Origin of the sequence: Lactiplantibacillus sp. B652 (genome assembly GCF_023806745.1) — a bacterium.
Taxonomy (GTDB): Bacteria; Bacillota; Bacilli; order Lactobacillales; family Lactobacillaceae; genus Lactiplantibacillus; species Lactiplantibacillus pentosus.
Window position 1 is genome coordinate 343,152 of the sequence record NZ_JAMSKY010000003.1, and the last position, 15,296, is coordinate 358,447.

At 47.7% G+C, this 15,296-nt stretch carries 12 protein-coding genes; 11 read left to right on the top strand and 1 reads right to left on the bottom strand.

What is annotated here, in order from left to right:
• The first annotated feature begins 165 nt into the window (after positions 1-165).
• From MZO40_RS06365 to MZO40_RS06410, 10 genes are all read left to right on the top strand, one after another.
• Positions 166-1,314, top strand: a complete 1,149-nt coding sequence (locus MZO40_RS06365; RefSeq protein WP_105961990.1) for a cobalamin-independent methionine synthase II family protein — start codon at positions 166-168, stop codon at positions 1,312-1,314.
• Positions 1,315-1,695: 381 nt separating this feature from the next.
• Entirely contained in the window at positions 1,696-2,550 is an 855-nt protein-coding gene (gene ylqF, locus MZO40_RS06370; protein WP_105920075.1) for a ribosome biogenesis GTPase YlqF, read from the top strand.
• Positions 2,543-3,310: a ribonuclease HII gene (locus tag MZO40_RS06375; protein ID WP_105920076.1), complete on the top strand. Its 768-nt coding sequence runs from the start codon at positions 2,543-2,545 to the stop codon at positions 3,308-3,310. Before ylqF ends, MZO40_RS06375 begins: the two co-directional genes overlap by 8 nt.
• 76 nt (positions 3,311-3,386) lie before the next feature.
• Positions 3,387-4,253: a DNA-processing protein DprA gene (gene dprA, locus MZO40_RS06380; RefSeq protein ID WP_105961991.1), complete on the top strand. Its 867-nt coding sequence runs from the start codon at positions 3,387-3,389 to the stop codon at positions 4,251-4,253.
• Positions 4,254-4,341: 88 nt separating this feature from the next.
• On the top strand, positions 4,342-6,489 hold the full coding sequence (gene topA, locus MZO40_RS06385) for a type I DNA topoisomerase (RefSeq protein ID WP_050338609.1): 2,148 nt from the start codon (positions 4,342-4,344) through the stop codon (positions 6,487-6,489).
• 277 nt (positions 6,490-6,766) lie between these two features.
• A complete protein-coding gene (gene trmFO, locus MZO40_RS06390; RefSeq protein WP_252133169.1) occupies positions 6,767-8,092 on the top strand; it encodes an FADH(2)-oxidizing methylenetetrahydrofolate--tRNA-(uracil(54)-C(5))-methyltransferase TrmFO in 1,326 nt (441 codons plus the stop codon).
• 87 nt (positions 8,093-8,179) lie between these two features.
• The gene (gene xerC, locus MZO40_RS06395) at positions 8,180-9,124 is read left to right on the top strand and encodes a tyrosine recombinase XerC (RefSeq protein WP_105920671.1); all 945 of its coding nucleotides are present in this window, start codon (positions 8,180-8,182) and stop codon (positions 9,122-9,124) included.
• Positions 9,108-9,650 carry an HslVU peptidase proteolytic subunit gene (hslV, locus tag MZO40_RS06400; protein WP_003638820.1) on the top strand — a complete coding sequence of 181 codons (543 nt, stop codon included), beginning with the start codon at positions 9,108-9,110 and terminating at the stop codon, positions 9,648-9,650. The genes xerC and hslV overlap by 17 nt, the downstream gene beginning before the upstream one ends.
• A 15-nt stretch (positions 9,651-9,665) precedes the next feature.
• The gene (gene hslU / locus MZO40_RS06405) at positions 9,666-11,084 is read left to right on the top strand and encodes an ATP-dependent protease ATPase subunit HslU (RefSeq protein WP_105961992.1); all 1,419 of its coding nucleotides are present in this window, start codon (positions 9,666-9,668) and stop codon (positions 11,082-11,084) included.
• A gap of 26 nt (positions 11,085-11,110) precedes the next feature.
• A complete protein-coding gene (locus MZO40_RS06410) occupies positions 11,111-11,989 on the top strand; it encodes an aldose 1-epimerase family protein (protein ID WP_252133170.1) in 879 nt (292 codons plus the stop codon).
• A gap of 192 nt (positions 11,990-12,181) precedes the next feature.
• On the opposite strand, the gene plsY is transcribed toward MZO40_RS06410, so the two are convergent.
• Positions 12,182-12,808 carry a glycerol-3-phosphate 1-O-acyltransferase PlsY gene (gene plsY, locus MZO40_RS06415; protein WP_082230235.1) on the bottom strand — a complete coding sequence of 209 codons (627 nt, stop codon included), beginning with the start codon at positions 12,806-12,808 and terminating at the stop codon, positions 12,182-12,184.
• A 471-nt stretch (positions 12,809-13,279) separates the two neighbouring features.
• Here plsY and parE point away from each other — a divergent pair, with 471 nt between their 5' ends.
• Positions 13,280-15,286, top strand: a complete 2,007-nt coding sequence (gene parE, locus MZO40_RS06420; RefSeq protein WP_050338614.1) for a DNA topoisomerase IV subunit B — start codon at positions 13,280-13,282, stop codon at positions 15,284-15,286.
• Positions 15,287-15,296: the final 10 nt, after the last annotated feature.

The following is a 15,296-nucleotide window of genomic DNA, read 5'->3' on the forward strand; positions in this document are numbered from 1 at the left end:
AGATGATGACGAAAATGTGGGCGTAACGCGGTGCTGATTTCAGCGTTTCGCTCGCGTGACGTTATAGGCAATGCCTATTATATCATCTAAGTAATCCGTCTTATCTATTTTCTAATCTGATTGTTATAATAAACTCATCAAATCAAAGACGGAGGCTGTCAATTTATGACAAAAACACATTTTCAATTGGTCGGTTCACTGTTACGGCCAGCCAGCTTACTGAGTTACAAGAATCAAATCGAACATCGTGATGACATTCAATATCCATTTTATGATGCTTTTCCAGGTTACCAAGCGGCCGAAGCGGCGGCCGTCAAAAAAGTAATTGCAACTGAAAAGGCCCATGGGATCGATGTGCTGACTGACGGGGAATATACCAAATCAATGTGGCATCTGGACTTTGTCTGGGGTTTTAGCGGAATTCGGCGGTTTATCGCTGATGAGGGTTACAATTTCCGTGACCATGACGGTAGTGATTTTGAAACGCGTAAGGATATCGGCATTGAGATCACGGCGCCACTCTCTGGCAAACATCATCATTTTATTGATATTTACAAGCGACTGAAGGCACGGGCGGATGATAATGATGTCAAACTAACCATCTGGAGCCCAGCGCACGCCTTCGTGGAATTCGGATACATCGACAAGCTGTATGGTCCGGACCAAGTCTACAAGACCGTGGATGAGTTGCACGATGGCTTAGTCAAGGCCTACAAGGAATTTCTGACAGATTATCAGGCTGCGGGTGGTCAAATCATTCAATTTGACGACTGTCTGTGGGAAGTGTTTGCTAGCGATAATCAACAAAATCCCTTCGGTGCCGGCAATGGTAGCCTCCAGGAACTGGCGGATGTGGCGGTCAATACGAATAATGAATTGGTCGATTTCGGGCATCAGCTGGGGTTAAAGGTCTGGACCCATAATTGTCGTGGTAATTACGAAAGTCGCCATTTTGCGGAAGGTAGTTACAACACGATTGCCAAGAAATTCTTACATGATCAACATTACGACCGCTTCTTCCTCGAATGGGATGACGACCGTGCCGGTGACATTTCGGCGCTGAAGGTACTAGAAGACCGGCCCAACGTTGAAGTTGTCTTGGGACTACTATCAAGTAAGACCAACACTTTAGATGACGAAGACCGGGCCTTGCGACTCTTGACGCAGGCCAGCCAGATTTTAGATAAAGACCGGCTCTACTTATCGCACCAGTGTGGTTTCGCCTCCTGCGATTCAGGTAACGAATTGACCGAAGCCCAGCAGTGGGCCAAGATCGACCAGGGACAACAGATTGCGGCGAAGTTCTGGGATTAATTAGACCTTTAAATCATCGGGATGGTTTTGAATCTTCAACTAACCCAAATATTAAGTTAGTAATCAAACGAGACATGTACGTGCCCTGAAAAGGAACGTGCATGTCTCGTTTGCGTTTAGGACACGCCAACACAGAATACACAGCACGCAGTCGGTAAACATGGTAAAATAAAGCTTGCTGCCACCGATGAACGCATGAGTTAATTGCATGACCATTGGTGGCTCGGAGTATGCCCCCTGGTTTAGTCAGACTAGTCGGCTGCCAGGTCAGGCTGAGTAGATGCTTGGTGAGTGCTGAAATCAAACCGGTTTTGACGCAGCACGCCAGCTAGTTTCAATTAGGCTAACCATCACACAATATAATTATAGGAGTGAAACGCAATGGCAAACATTCAATGGTATCCCGGTCATATGGCTAAGGCGATTCACCAAATTCAAGATAATTTACACTTAGTAGACATCGTCTTTGAATTGGTGGATGCCCGGATTCCAGTGGCCTCACGTAATCCAGAAATCGAAAAAACGATTCAACAAAAACCGCACTTATTGATCATGACCAAGAAGGATTTGGCGGATCCGCAAGCGACGGCCGATTGGGTCAAGTATTATGAAGCGCAAGGCCAAGTCGCGATCGCTGTTGATTCGCGTAGTCGTACGATTGGTAAACAAATGACGCAGGCCGCCACCGACATGTTGGCGGATAAACTAGCCAAGATCGCCGCACGGGGCATCACCAATCGCCCGATTCGTGCAGTCTGTGTCGGGATTCCGAACGTGGGTAAGTCGACCTTATTAAACCACATCGTCAACAAGAAGATCGCCAAGGTCGGGGACCGTCCCGGGGTGACGAAGGGTCAACAGTGGCTCAAGGCCTCTAAAAAGCTTGAATTACTCGATACGCCCGGTATTTTGTGGCCAAAATTTGAAGACCAAGTTGTCGGTACGAAACTAGCGGTTACGGGCGCCATCAAAGAAAATATTTATCCTAATGATGACGTCGCCCTGTTTGCCTTAGACTTCTTCAAACAGCACTACGCTGATCGGTTAGTTGACCGATATCATTTGACGGCTGACCAATTGGCGCTACCCAATCCAGAGCTCTTGATCGCGATGACCAAAAACGCCGGCATGCGTGATGATTGGGAACGGTTCTGCGTCGCCTTTCTACTGGATATTCGCAAGGGGCGTCTCGGTCGTTTTACCTTGGACTTAACGGGGGATCAGCCGGATGCCTGAACGAACGATTGCGGAATTTAAGCGTTTGCTAGCCGACCATCCGGATAAAGCCGTGTTAACGGCCGCGCAAGCTGACAGTCGTAAAGGCGTTCAACAGGCTTATCAACGCTATCTTCGCCAAGCTGAAAAACACGCAGCGTTAGTGACCCGGTTCAATCACCACATGCAACTCGAACGTGATTTTTGGGCACGCGGTGGGCAATACGTCGCCGGCATCGATGAAGTCGGGCGGGGGCCATTAGCGGGTCCCGTCGTGACTGCGGCAGTCGTGTTGGATAACCAGTTCGATTTAATTGAAGTCAATGATTCCAAACAATTGACAGCTAAAAAACGGGCGGAATTGATGCCCAAAATCTTAGAAGAAGCCGTGGCGGTGGGGATTGGTGTCGCGGATGCCCCAACGATCGACCGGCTCAATATTTATGAAGCTACCCGGGTTGCGATGGCCCAAGCGGTCAATAATCTGACTGTCCGTCCAACGCGCCTATTGGTGGATGCGATGCAAGTGCCAGTTCCCATCGAACAGACCCGCTTGATCAAGGGTGATGCCAAGAGTGCCAGCATCTCTGCGGCTAGCATCGTGGCCAAGGTCGTCCGGGACCATTTGATGGTGATGTATGACCAAGTCTATCCCGGCTATGATTTCGCGGATAATATGGGTTATGGGACGGCTAAACACCTCGCTGGGCTAACGACATACGGGGCGACGCCGATTCATCGCCAATCTTTTTCGCCCGTTCAAAACGCCAGCCGTCATTAAAGACGTAACTACTCTGTATCAGCAGTCCGCCGTTCATGCAATTAACGGTTCGGACTGACTCAGAGGAGTGGCAAACATGCAACTACGTAGTTTATTAATTCGGCTTCAACTGGCTCACGGCATCGGCTATGTTGGGATGGTGCGAGTGCTCCAGGCTTGTCGACAACGGCAAACGGTGGTGACCGACCCACAACAGCTCAGTCAGATTGCCCAGCTAACGGCTAGTCGCCGGTCCCGGTTTATCGCGGATTGGCAAGCAGCTGACTTTCAACACCGCTTAAAACGGCACGCCCAGGTCGATATTTTGACGATTTTGGATGCCGATTATCCATCCGCCTTACTGGAAGGCTACCAACCACCACTCGTGTTATTTTTGCGTGGTCACCGGGAGTTATTAGCCAGTCGCCAGTTAGCGGTGGTCGGGGCCCGGCAAGCAACGAGCTATGCTGAACGGGCGGTGCAGCGCTTATTAGCACCATTGGCGACAGACCCGGTGACGATCGTGAGTGGTTTAGCCAAGGGGGCGGATGGATTAGCCCACCGCGCCGCCTTGCAATTCCACTTACCAACGATTGCGGTCATCGGGACGGGATTAGATATTAGTTACCCCCGTCAACACTCGGAATTGCAACAACAAATCGCTAACGTCGGTTTAGTGGTCAGCGAGTACCCCTTAGGCGTTGGTCCGGAACCATACCACTTTGTTGCCCGCAATCGTATAATCGCCGGTCTGTGTCAAACGCTGATTGTGGTGGAAGCTCAGGCCCACTCGGGTAGCTTGATTACTGCCAACTTAGCGTTACAGAACAATCGTAACGTGCTCGCAGTACCTGGACCAATCGACGCGCCGTACTCGGTTGGCTGCAATGAATTGATCGTCGCGGGAGCCAAACCAGTCTTAAATTCGCGACATATAATAGAAGAGTTTTTACCAAAAATTTGACAAGCCGTTTTTTTTGAAATATGATTACAGGGATTTCTTAAAGTGATATTTATAATAATGATAACGAAACCTGTAAGGAGCTGATCGAGTGGCTGCAAGTACAACGAAAGCCAAACCGGCGGCAAAGCGGAAAACCGCAACTAAGACCGCTACTAAGCGGAAAAGCAAAACTCCCGCTAAAAAATTAGTGATTGTGGAATCACCTTCCAAAGCAAAAACGATTGAAAAGTATTTAGGCCGTTCCTATAAGGTCGTTGCTAGTCTGGGCCATATTCGGGATTTACCGAAGAGCAAGATGGGCGTCGATGTTGATAACGAATACGAACCGCACTATATTTCGATTCGTGGGAAGGGCGATGTGATCAAGAGTTTACGGAAAGAGGCCAAAAAGGCTAAAGCCGTCTACCTCGCATCTGACCCGGACCGTGAAGGGGAAGCGATTGCCTGGCACTTGTCCTATTTATTGGGCTTGGATCCTAAGGACAAGAACCGCGTCGTGTTCAATGAAATTACCAAGGATACGGTCAAAAATGCGTTCAAAGAACCGCGTTCGATCGATATGGACCTGGTGGATGCGCAACAAGCCCGGCGAATTTTAGACCGGCTAGTTGGGTATTCAATCAGCCCATTGTTGTGGAAAAAAGTCAAAAAGGGCTTATCGGCGGGCCGGGTCCAGTCGATTGCCCTAGACTTGATTATTCAACGTGAAAATGAAATTAAAGCGTTCAAGCCGCAAGAATACTGGACGATCGACAGTGAGTTCCAGAAAGGCCGTTCCAAGTTTATGGCCAGTTTTTATGGCACTCACGGTAAGAAGCAAGCCTTAGACGATAATGACGCCGTTCAGAAGATTCTGGGCCAACTTGACCGTCAAGGTGACTTCAATGTCGTGAAGGTTGTTAAGAAGGAACGTAAACGGTTCCCAGCCCCGCCATTTACCACCTCAACCATGCAACAAGATGCGAACCGTAAGTTGAACTTCCGAACCCGAAAGACAATGATGGCGGCACAGCAATTGTATGAAGGTATCAACGTTGGTGGTAAGGAAGGCAGCGTTGGGCTAATCACTTACATGCGGACCGACTCGACGCGGATCTCTTCGATCGCCAAACACGAAGCTTCCCAGTTCCTGCACAAGGAATACGGCGCTGAGTATGCGGCCACCAAGCCAGTCAAAGGCAAGTTGCCAGAAGGCGCGCAAGATGCCCATGAAGCGATTCGGCCATCTTCCGTCTTCCGGACCCCGGCTAGCATCAAGGACTATTTGACTAAGGACCAATTCCGCTTATACCAATTGATTTGGTCGCGGTTTGTGGCTAGTCAGATGACGCCAGAAGTGCTCGACACGATGGCGGTTACGATTGACCAAAATGACGTTCAGTTCCGTGCTAATGGGTCCAAGACTAAGTTCGCGGGGTTCACGAAGATCTATGATAAGACTGAAAAGAACAACGTCTTACCTGATTTGAATGAAGGCGACGTGGTCAAGTTATCTAAGACTGACCCCCAACAACACTTTACTCAGCCACCGGCACGTTATTCTGAAGCCAACCTGATCAAAGCGTTGGAAGAAAACGGTGTCGGCCGGCCATCAACCTACGCCCCAACGCTGGATACGATTCAACGCCGCTACTACGTGAAGTTAGAAGCCCGGCGATTCGTCCCAACTGAACTGGGTGAAATCGTCAATGACATCATTCAGGAATACTTCCCAGATGTCGTTAACGTCGGTTTTACCGCCAGTTTAGAAGAACAGTTGGATGCCACGGAAGAAGGCAAGGAGAACTGGGTCAAAGTCGTGGATAGTTTCTATAAGCCGTTCTCTAAAGAAGTTGCGACGGCCGAAGAAAGTATGGAAAAGATCCAGATCAAAGACGAATTGGCCGGCTTCAATTGTGATATTTGTGGCGCCCCAATGGTCGTTAAGATGGGCCGTTACGGCAAGTTCTTTGCTTGCTCACGCTTCCCGGATTGTCGCAATACGAAGCCAATCGTCAAGGAAATCGGGGTCGTTTGTCCGCAATGTAAGCAGGGTCAAGTCATCGAACGGAAGTCGAAGAAGAACCGGATTTTCTACGGTTGCTCACGCTTCCCAGACTGTGACTTTGTCTCGTGGGACAAACCAGTTGGTCGCGATTGTCCAAAGGATGGTCACTACTTGGTCGAAAAGAAGGTCAAGGGTGGCAAACAAGTCTTGTGTCCAAATGGCGACTACAAAGAAAATGTACAAAAGTAAGGATTTTGAAAAGGTCATCTGCGGATGATCTTTTTTTGCGAGCTGAATATGAACGATTTGTGTTTAATGATGATTATTGTTTGCAATATCACGAGAATAGTAGGTGTTTCCCCGGTAAAACACTTGCCACGAACAATTAAAGTTCGACTTTTAGTGAATTGAATCGCTCGCAACGTTTATGACTAGCCAGCGTGATTGCTTGTATTCAGCTAGTTTCTCAGGTATGATGACTTCAATACTATCAACGGTATGATCACTAAGAAAAGAGGAATTCTGGATGGCATCAACACCAACAGTAAACGTTATCGGCGCCGGACTAGCAGGTTCGGAGGCCGCTTGGCACATCGCCAATATGGGCGTCAACGTTCGTTTATACGAAATGCGCCCAAGCAAAATGACTCCCGCACACCACACGGCACAATTCGCGGAGTTAGTCTGTACTAACTCATTACGTGCGAACCAACTCGCTAATGCGGCGGGACTTTTGAAAGCTGAAATGCGGCAAATGGATTCAATCGTCATGCAAGCGGCTGAACACCACGCCGTTCCAGCCGGGGGCGCGTTGGCCGTCGACCGCGACACGTTCTCAGCTGAGATTACTGAAGCGATTACCGCGTTACCAAACGTCGAAATAATTAATGAAGAAATCACCAGTTTACCAGATGGCATCACCGTGGTGGCGACCGGGCCATTAACGGCGGCCTCACTAGCGAAGTCGATTCAAGCTTTCAATGACGAAGACGACCTGCACTTCTTTGATGCGGCTGCGCCAATTTTGACTAAAGATTCGATCGATATGGATAAGGTTTATCTGAAGTCACGTTATGACCGTGGCGAAGCGGCTTACTTGAACTGCCCAATGACGGAAGAAGAATTCAATGTCTTCTACGACGCTTTGATCCATGCGGAAATGGCAGAAGCCCATGACTTTGAAAATTCGGATGTCTTCGAAGGCTGCATGCCAATCGAAGTCATGGCTCAACGCGGTCGTCAGACGATGCTGTTCGGACCGCTTAAGCCGGTGGGGTTGGAAGATCCAAAGACCGGGAAGCAGCCGTTCGCTGTCGTTCAATTACGCCAAGACGATGCGACAGGGGCCCTGTACAACATCGTGGGTTTCCAGACGCATTTAAAATGGGGCGAACAAAAACGGGTCTTCTCGTTGATCCCAGGCCTGGAAAACGTCGAATTTGTCCGCTATGGTGTCATGCATCGCAATACCTTCATGAAGGCACCGAAACTGTTGTTACCAACGTATCAGACACAACAACGGGCTGATCTGTTCTTTGCGGGGCAAATGACTGGTGTGGAAGGTTACATTGAAAGTGCGGCAAGTGGGATCGTCGCCGGGACCAACGCGGCTCGTTTAGCCCTCGGACTGGAACCCCTAGTTTTCCCAACGGATACGATGATGGGTGCAATGGCCCATTACATTACGCATACCAATGCGAATAATTTCCAGCCGATGAACGCTAACTTTGGAATTATGCCGAAATTAAGTCAACGGATTCGCGACAAGCGTGAGCGCAACACGGCGATTTCAGAACGCGCGTTAGCTGATTTGGCAACGTTCAAAGACGAAACCTTGACCGTTAATAACTAATCATTAATATTTGCACCTAATTATCAGGGCGCATAATTGTGTTTTCCTCCATACTTTGCTAAAGTAGCAACGTATGGAGGTTTTTGTATGGAGACAGATTATTTGGCCCTTTTTTTGAAATACGTGCGGGTCGAACGGCAATATTCAGAAGAGACCGCCGCAGCTTACCGGGAAGATATTCAAGCTTTTAATGATTTCTTAACGGCAAACGGCGGCGCGAAAGCGTATACTGAAGTTGACCGGTTGGATGTCAATGTTTATTTGAGTCATCTATATGACCGGCATTTGACACGGAACTCGATTGCTCGTAAAGTGTCAAGCTTACGGTCGTTCTATAACTTTTTAGTTAAGAACGATTTAGCGCAATTGAATCCGTTTGTCTACGTGCAACTAAAAAAACACGCCGCGCGCTTACCCCGGTTCTTTTATCAAAAGGAATTGGACGTGCTCTTCAAAACCGTCTATGCGGATGACAGTATCATGGGCGCTCGTAATGCCGCCTTGCTTGAAGTCTTGTACGGGACTGGTATCCGGCTGAGTGAATGCGTCGATCTGCAATTAAGCGACATCGACTATGACCTCAAAATGATGTTGATTCGTGGGAAGGGCGACAAGGAGCGTTACGTGCCATTTGGCCGTTACGCTGCCGCCGCCCTGCAACGCTATCAGACTGTCTGTCGGCAACCCGTGATGGAAAAGTATGGTCAGACCCATCAGACCGTGTTTATCAACCGGCATGGGGGCCCGATCACGGGCGGTGGCATCGAATACGTGCTCAATCAAATCGTGAAAAAGAGCAGTTTGACGGCGGATATTCATCCGCATATGTTGCGGCATACGTTTGCGACCCAGATGCTCAACAATGGGGCGGATCTCCGGACCGTACAAGAACTATTGGGGCATACGAGCTTGTCGACGACGCAAATATACGCGCACGTGACTAAGGAACACTTACAACAAGATTATCGTCAATTTTTCCCACGAGCCACGCGGGAATCGACAAAGGAGACTGAACATGACAACGAAATTTGAAGCAACAACGATCTGTGCCGTTCGTCAAAACGGCCATAATGCTATGGCTGGTGATGGCCAAGTGACGATGGGTGAAAAAGTCGTCATGAAGGGGACGGCGCACAAGGTCCGTCGTATTTACAATGACCAAGTTGTCGTTGGCTTTGCGGGCAGTGTCGCGGATGCTTTTAACCTCGAAGATCGTTTTGAAAAGAAACTCAACGAATTTTCTGGTAACTTACAACGGGCTGCCGTTGAATTAGCACAGGAATGGCGTAGCGACCAAGCCCTCCAAAAATTGGAAGCTTTGTTGATCGTTATGAACAAAGACGACATGCTACTGGTTTCAGGAAGCGGTGAAGTCATTACGCCGGATAACGACGTGCTGGCTATCGGTTCTGGTGGTAACTTTGCTCTAGCAGCGGCGCGGGCAATGCAGTTGCATGCCAAGGACATGAGCGCAAAAGAAGTTGCTGAAGCAGCGATCCACATCGCTGGTGACATCGATATCTTTACGAACCATAACGTTATTTCAGAAACCTTGTAAGGTGGGAGGAAACTCATGGAAGAAATCAATAAGACACCCAAACAAATCGTTGCTGCGCTGGACAACTATGTGATTGGTCAAGGCCAAGCTAAGAAAGCCGTTGCCATCGCTTTGCGCAACCGTTATCGGCGGATGGAACTGTCTGCTGAAATGCAAGAAGAGATCACACCTAAGAACATGCTGATGATTGGACCAACCGGGGTCGGTAAAACGGAAATTGCGCGGCGGTTAGCTAAAATCGTGCACGCGCCGTTCGTCAAGGTCGAAGCGACCAAGTTTACTGAAGTCGGCTATGTTGGTCGTGACGTGGAATCGATGGTTCGTGACCTCGTGGACGTCGCAATTGAAATGGAAAAGCAACAGGCTTACTCCGGCGTTCGGGCCAAAGCGGTCCAAGCTGCGGATAAACGCCTCGTTAAGCTGTTAGTGCCCGCACAAAAGAAGCAGGCCAAGCAAAATGGCAATGAATTTCAAAACATGATGAACATGTTTACCCAGATGCAGAATGGGCAAACACCGGACATGAATGAATCATCGAACGAAGAAGTGACGGATGATGTTCGTAACCAACGCTTATCCGTGGCTGATCAGCTCAAGAGCGGTCGCTTAGAACAATCCGAAGTCACGATTGAAATGGACGATCCACAACAGGCTGCTGCTGGTAGCAATAACATGTTGGGCCAAATGGGCATCGACTTGGGAGATAGCTTAGGTGCCTTAATGCCGAAGAAGCGCATCAAGCGGACAATGCCAGTTGCAGAAGCTCGTGAGATCTTAGTGCGTGAAGAATCTGAAAAATTAGTCAATAATGCGGATATTTATCACGACGCGATTGTCCGTGCCGAAAATACTGGGATTATTTTTATTGATGAAATTGATAAGATTACCAAGGGCGGCCAACAGGGTTCTGGTGAAGTTTCACGTGAAGGCGTTCAACGCGATATCTTACCAATCGTTGAAGGTTCTCAAATCTCAACCAAATACGGACCAATCAACACTGATCACATCCTGTTTATTGCTTCTGGTGCCTTTGCCGAAAGTAAGCCTAGTGATCTGATTGCTGAATTACAGGGTCGTTTTCCAATTCGGGTCGAACTTGACGACTTGAGCCAAGTAGACTTCGTTAAGATTTTAACGGAACCGAAGAACGCGTTGATCAAACAATATATTGCCTTGATCGGTACAGACAATATCAAGGTGACCTTCACGATCGAAGCGATTGAAGCCATTGCCTCGATCGCCTACAAGGTCAACCATGAGACGCAAAATATTGGTGCGCGGCGTTTGCATACCATTCTTGAAAAATTACTTGAAGAATTGCTGTACGAAGGCCCAGATATGGAAATGGGTGAAGTGACGATCACAGAAAATTACGTCAACGAACGTATTGGTAACATTGCACAGGATAAAGACCTTAGTCGCTATATCTTATAATATAATCAAAGGGGGCGTTGACACGGATGACAGTCGTATTAAAGAATCAATATCTGACCGTTTCAATCAATGAAGCGGGGGCCGAATTAAGTAGTGTAAAGTCAAATGATGGCATCGAATATATGTGGCAAGCAGATAAGAAATATTGGGGACGGCATGCACCCGTCCTGTTTCCAATCGTCGGCCGCTTGAAAGATGACCAGTATACCGTTGCCGGTCAAGCTTATCACATGGGCCAACATGGTTTTGCACGGGACAACGATTTCTCCGTCGTGAAACAAACGGAAACGACGGCAACCTTGGAATTGACTGATACCAGTGCAACCCGGTCGATGTACCCGTATGCATTTCGGTTACGTCTGATTTATACGTTGACGGATCATGAATTGACCGTTAACTATAACGTGCATAATCCAGCCAACCAGGACTTGCTATTTGCAGTCGGGGGACATCCCGCTTTTAATGTGCCGCTAGCGGATCCTAATGGGGACTTGGCGGATTACCAGATTCGAGTGGCGCCACGCCAAGTTTACTCACATATTCCATTGAAGGCACCGCTGAATGATGCGGCCAATGCGGATGAGTTAGATTTGACGAAACCACTTGAACTGAACCGCGAATTGTTCAAAGATGATGCCGTTATTTTGGCTCTAGATCATCATGAGACGACTTTAATGCTGGAAACGGATTTAGATGATCATGGGGTGGCGATGACGATTGAAGACGCACCGTACGTCGGCATGTGGTCACCATACCCCGCAGAAGCGCCATTCGTCTGCTTAGAGCCATGGTGGGGCATCGCGGATAACGTGGACAGCGATGGCCAATTAAGCCATAAGATGGGCATTAATCGCCTTGGTGCGAATAAGACGTTTGATGCGAAATATGACATTAGTTTCTTTTAGCAAAGTTAGATAACGCACTAAAAAGACCAACGAATCTCAATTTGTTGGTCTTTTTAGTGTGGCATGACAATCAAGTATACTGTAACTTCTTACTTTAACTAAAATTAAAAAACAACTCAAAAACACAGCACCTAGCTTACCACGTGCAAAACAAAAAGGCCACACGCAATTGTGTGACCTTTAAATTCTAATTTATTTGCGATTAGCGCGTTGCTGGCGGCGCCAACCAATCCCAAAATGGACCAGTGACTCAGTCCCGTTTTTAATTCGAGCAATGTTGCTGCGATGCCGGTAAAAAATGAAGCATGTCAGGACAAGTGCCACCACGGAAAGTAGCCAGTCTTGATAATAAAAGATGGCAATTAAGGTGACGATTGGAAATGCCGTCATACTGGCGACACTCACCATACTGGTTGTGTAGACTAAGATGAACATGATGACACTCGCAATCAGGAAGAACTCCCAATTGTAGGCAAGCAGAATACCGGCACTGGTTGCGACGGCTTTACCGCCCTTGAAACCAATGTAAATCGAAAAGGTGTGCCCCAGGATGGCGGCTAATCCGATCAAAAGGGTGTAGCGATTAGCCATATGAAATAAGAGCGTCGGTTGAAGTGCTGCAATTGTGCCTTTCAAGATGTCCATTGCCATGACGATCGTCCCAGCAGTCGGCCCTAACACGCGATACGTATTGGTCGTGCCAATATTGCCGCTTCCAGCTAAGCGGATATCAGTTTGAAAGAATAGCTTGCCAATGATGACACCCGAAGGAATCGAGCCGATTAAGTAGGCAACGATCAGCATAATTAATATTTTCAAAATTGGTTCCTCCTGCAATAGAATCACTCAATATTTTAGCATTCTTTTGATGATTGTGGGACTAAATCGATTTAAAAAAATAATAGAATGTGCTGGAATTATGAAAATAAAATGATTTTTTGATAATTTTTAATTGGATAAATGCCGGTGATTCAAGCTTTTAAAGCGCCTACAGCCAAATTATCCGCGCATTTTAAGAACTTGTCGTGAATCACAATAAGTTTATTCATTGAACTGGCGCTTAGAATCAACATGAGGTAAGCTAGTAAGTGGCATTAATTTTATGGCGTGCACGAACATATGTTTGCTAAACGGATTAATTAAGTGTATGCTAACAGATGACAAGCCAGCAGATAAGATCTAAAAAGACAACTGTCGCTTGACAAGTTCAGCATCGGTGGACTATTTTAAAACGGTTACCGTTGCTCGACTGAATGGGACAGATGAGAAAATTCAAAAGGAGTTGTGAGAATGGCCAAGAAAAGCCCAAAATATGATGATTCTTCAATCCAGGTGCTTGAAGGATTAGAAGCCGTTCGGAAGCGTCCCGGAATGTATATTGGTTCCACGGACGGCCGCGGACTCCATCACCTAGTTTATGAAATTGTTGATAATGCGGTCGATGAGGCGTTAGCCGGTTATGGGAAAGAGATTAACGTCACGATTCACGCAGATAACAGTATTACCGTCGTTGACCATGGTCGTGGAATGCCAGTCGGGATGCATGCTTCCGGTATTCCAACCCCTGAAGTTATTTTGACGGTCCTCCACGCGGGCGGTAAGTTTGGTCAAGGGGGCTACAAGACGTCTGGGGGCCTTCACGGCGTCGGCGCGAGCGTGGTTAATGCGCTTTCGTCTGAGTTAACTGTCACAATCATCCGTGATGGCTATCGCTACGTGGAACACTTTAAGGACGGTGGTCATCCAGTTGGGACCCTTGAAAAGAAGGGCAAGACGAACAAACCAACTGGGACGACGATGACGTTTAAGCCCGATGCCAGCATCTTTACGACCACCGTTTATAATTTTCAGACGTTAGCTGAACGGCTTCGTGAATCAGCCTTCTTGTTGAAAGGCGTTAAGATCACGTTAACTGACGAACGAGAAAACCAGGAACAAGAACTGGTTTTCCACTACGAAGATGGTATCAAAGCGTTTGTCAGTTATCTCAACGAGGATAAAGATACGCTGGGTGACATCATGTTCTTTGATGGCACTAAAGAAGGCGTGGAAGTGGAAGTCGCCGCACAATACAACGACGGCTACTCCGAAAACTTGTTGTCATTCGTTAACAACGTGCGGACGCCAGATGGTGGGACTCATGAAGTTGGGTTCCGGAGCGCGTGGACCAAAGCATTTAACGAATATGCCCGTAAAGTCGGCCTGTTAAAGGATAAAGATAAAAATCTTGAAGGCTCCGACGTGCGTGAAGGGTTATCGGCAGTTATTTCGTTGCGTGTGCCCGAAAATCTACTGCAATTTGAAGGCCAAACCAAGGAAAAACTAGGCACTCCAGAAGCCCGGACGATCGTTGACAATATCGTGAGCGAGCAGTTGCAATTCTTCTTGATGGAAAATGGCGAATTTGCGCAGATGCTGATCCGTAAGTCGACCAAAGCAAGGCAAGCTCGCGAAGCCGCACGCAAAGCCCGCGATGAGAGCCGGAATGGTAAACGCCGTCACAAGCAAGAACGGTTGCTATCCGGAAAGCTAACGCCTGCACAATCCAAGAACGCGAAGAAAAATGAATTGTTCCTCGTCGAAGGGGATTCGGCCGGTGGTTCTGCCAAACAAGGCCGTGACCGTAAGTTCCAAGCGATTTTACCGTTACGTGGTAAAGTGTTAAATACAGAAAAGGCCAAACTGGCAGATATTGTTAAAAATGAAGAAATCAACACGATGATTTACACGATTGGTGCGGGGGTTGGTCCAGAATTCGATATTAAGGCCAGCAACTACGACAAAGTCATCATCATGACCGATGCGGATACCGATGGTGCCCATATTCAAATTCTGTTATTGACCTTCTTCTACAAATACATGCGGCCAATGATCGATGCAGGCAAAATCTACATCGCCTTACCGCCACTGTATCGATTACAGAAGCGGCAGAATAAGCAAATGCGGACCGAATATGCTTGGACCGATGAAGAATTGACACTTAAGACCAAAACGTTTGGCAAGGGCTACGCGCTGCAACGGTATAAGGGTCTTGGTGAAATGAACGCAGAACAACTGTGGGAAACCACGATGGATCCTGAAAAGCGGACGTTGGTACGGGTTCGTATTGACGATGCAGCGTTAGCCGAAAAACGGGTCACGACCTTGATGGGTGATAAAGTGGAACCTCGTCGTAAATGGATCGAAAGTAACGTTCAATTTACGTTAGATGAGGATGGCTCATTACTTGATAACGAAGCCGTTTCATCCGCCCATCAGCAAGCTGACCAAGAGTTAGCACAACAATTAAAGCATTAGAGGAGGTCGT

Coding starts and splice junctions, on each gene's coding strand:
- MZO40_RS06365 (WP_105961990.1), top strand. CDS start 166: ATGACAAAAACACATTTTCAATTGGTCGGTTCACTGTTACGGCCAGCC.
- ylqF (WP_105920075.1), top strand. CDS start 1,696: ATGGCAAACATTCAATGGTATCCCGGTCATATGGCTAAGGCGATTCAC.
- MZO40_RS06375 (WP_105920076.1), top strand. CDS start 2,543: ATGCCTGAACGAACGATTGCGGAATTTAAGCGTTTGCTAGCCGACCAT.
- dprA (WP_105961991.1), top strand. CDS start 3,387: ATGCAACTACGTAGTTTATTAATTCGGCTTCAACTGGCTCACGGCATC.
- trmFO (WP_252133169.1), top strand. CDS start 6,767: ATGGCATCAACACCAACAGTAAACGTTATCGGCGCCGGACTAGCAGGT.
- xerC (WP_105920671.1), top strand. CDS start 8,180: ATGGAGACAGATTATTTGGCCCTTTTTTTGAAATACGTGCGGGTCGAA.
- hslV (WP_003638820.1), top strand. CDS start 9,108: ATGACAACGAAATTTGAAGCAACAACGATCTGTGCCGTTCGTCAAAAC.
- hslU (WP_105961992.1), top strand. CDS start 9,666: ATGGAAGAAATCAATAAGACACCCAAACAAATCGTTGCTGCGCTGGAC.
- MZO40_RS06410 (WP_252133170.1), top strand. CDS start 11,111: ATGACAGTCGTATTAAAGAATCAATATCTGACCGTTTCAATCAATGAA.
- parE (WP_050338614.1), top strand. CDS start 13,280: ATGGCCAAGAAAAGCCCAAAATATGATGATTCTTCAATCCAGGTGCTT.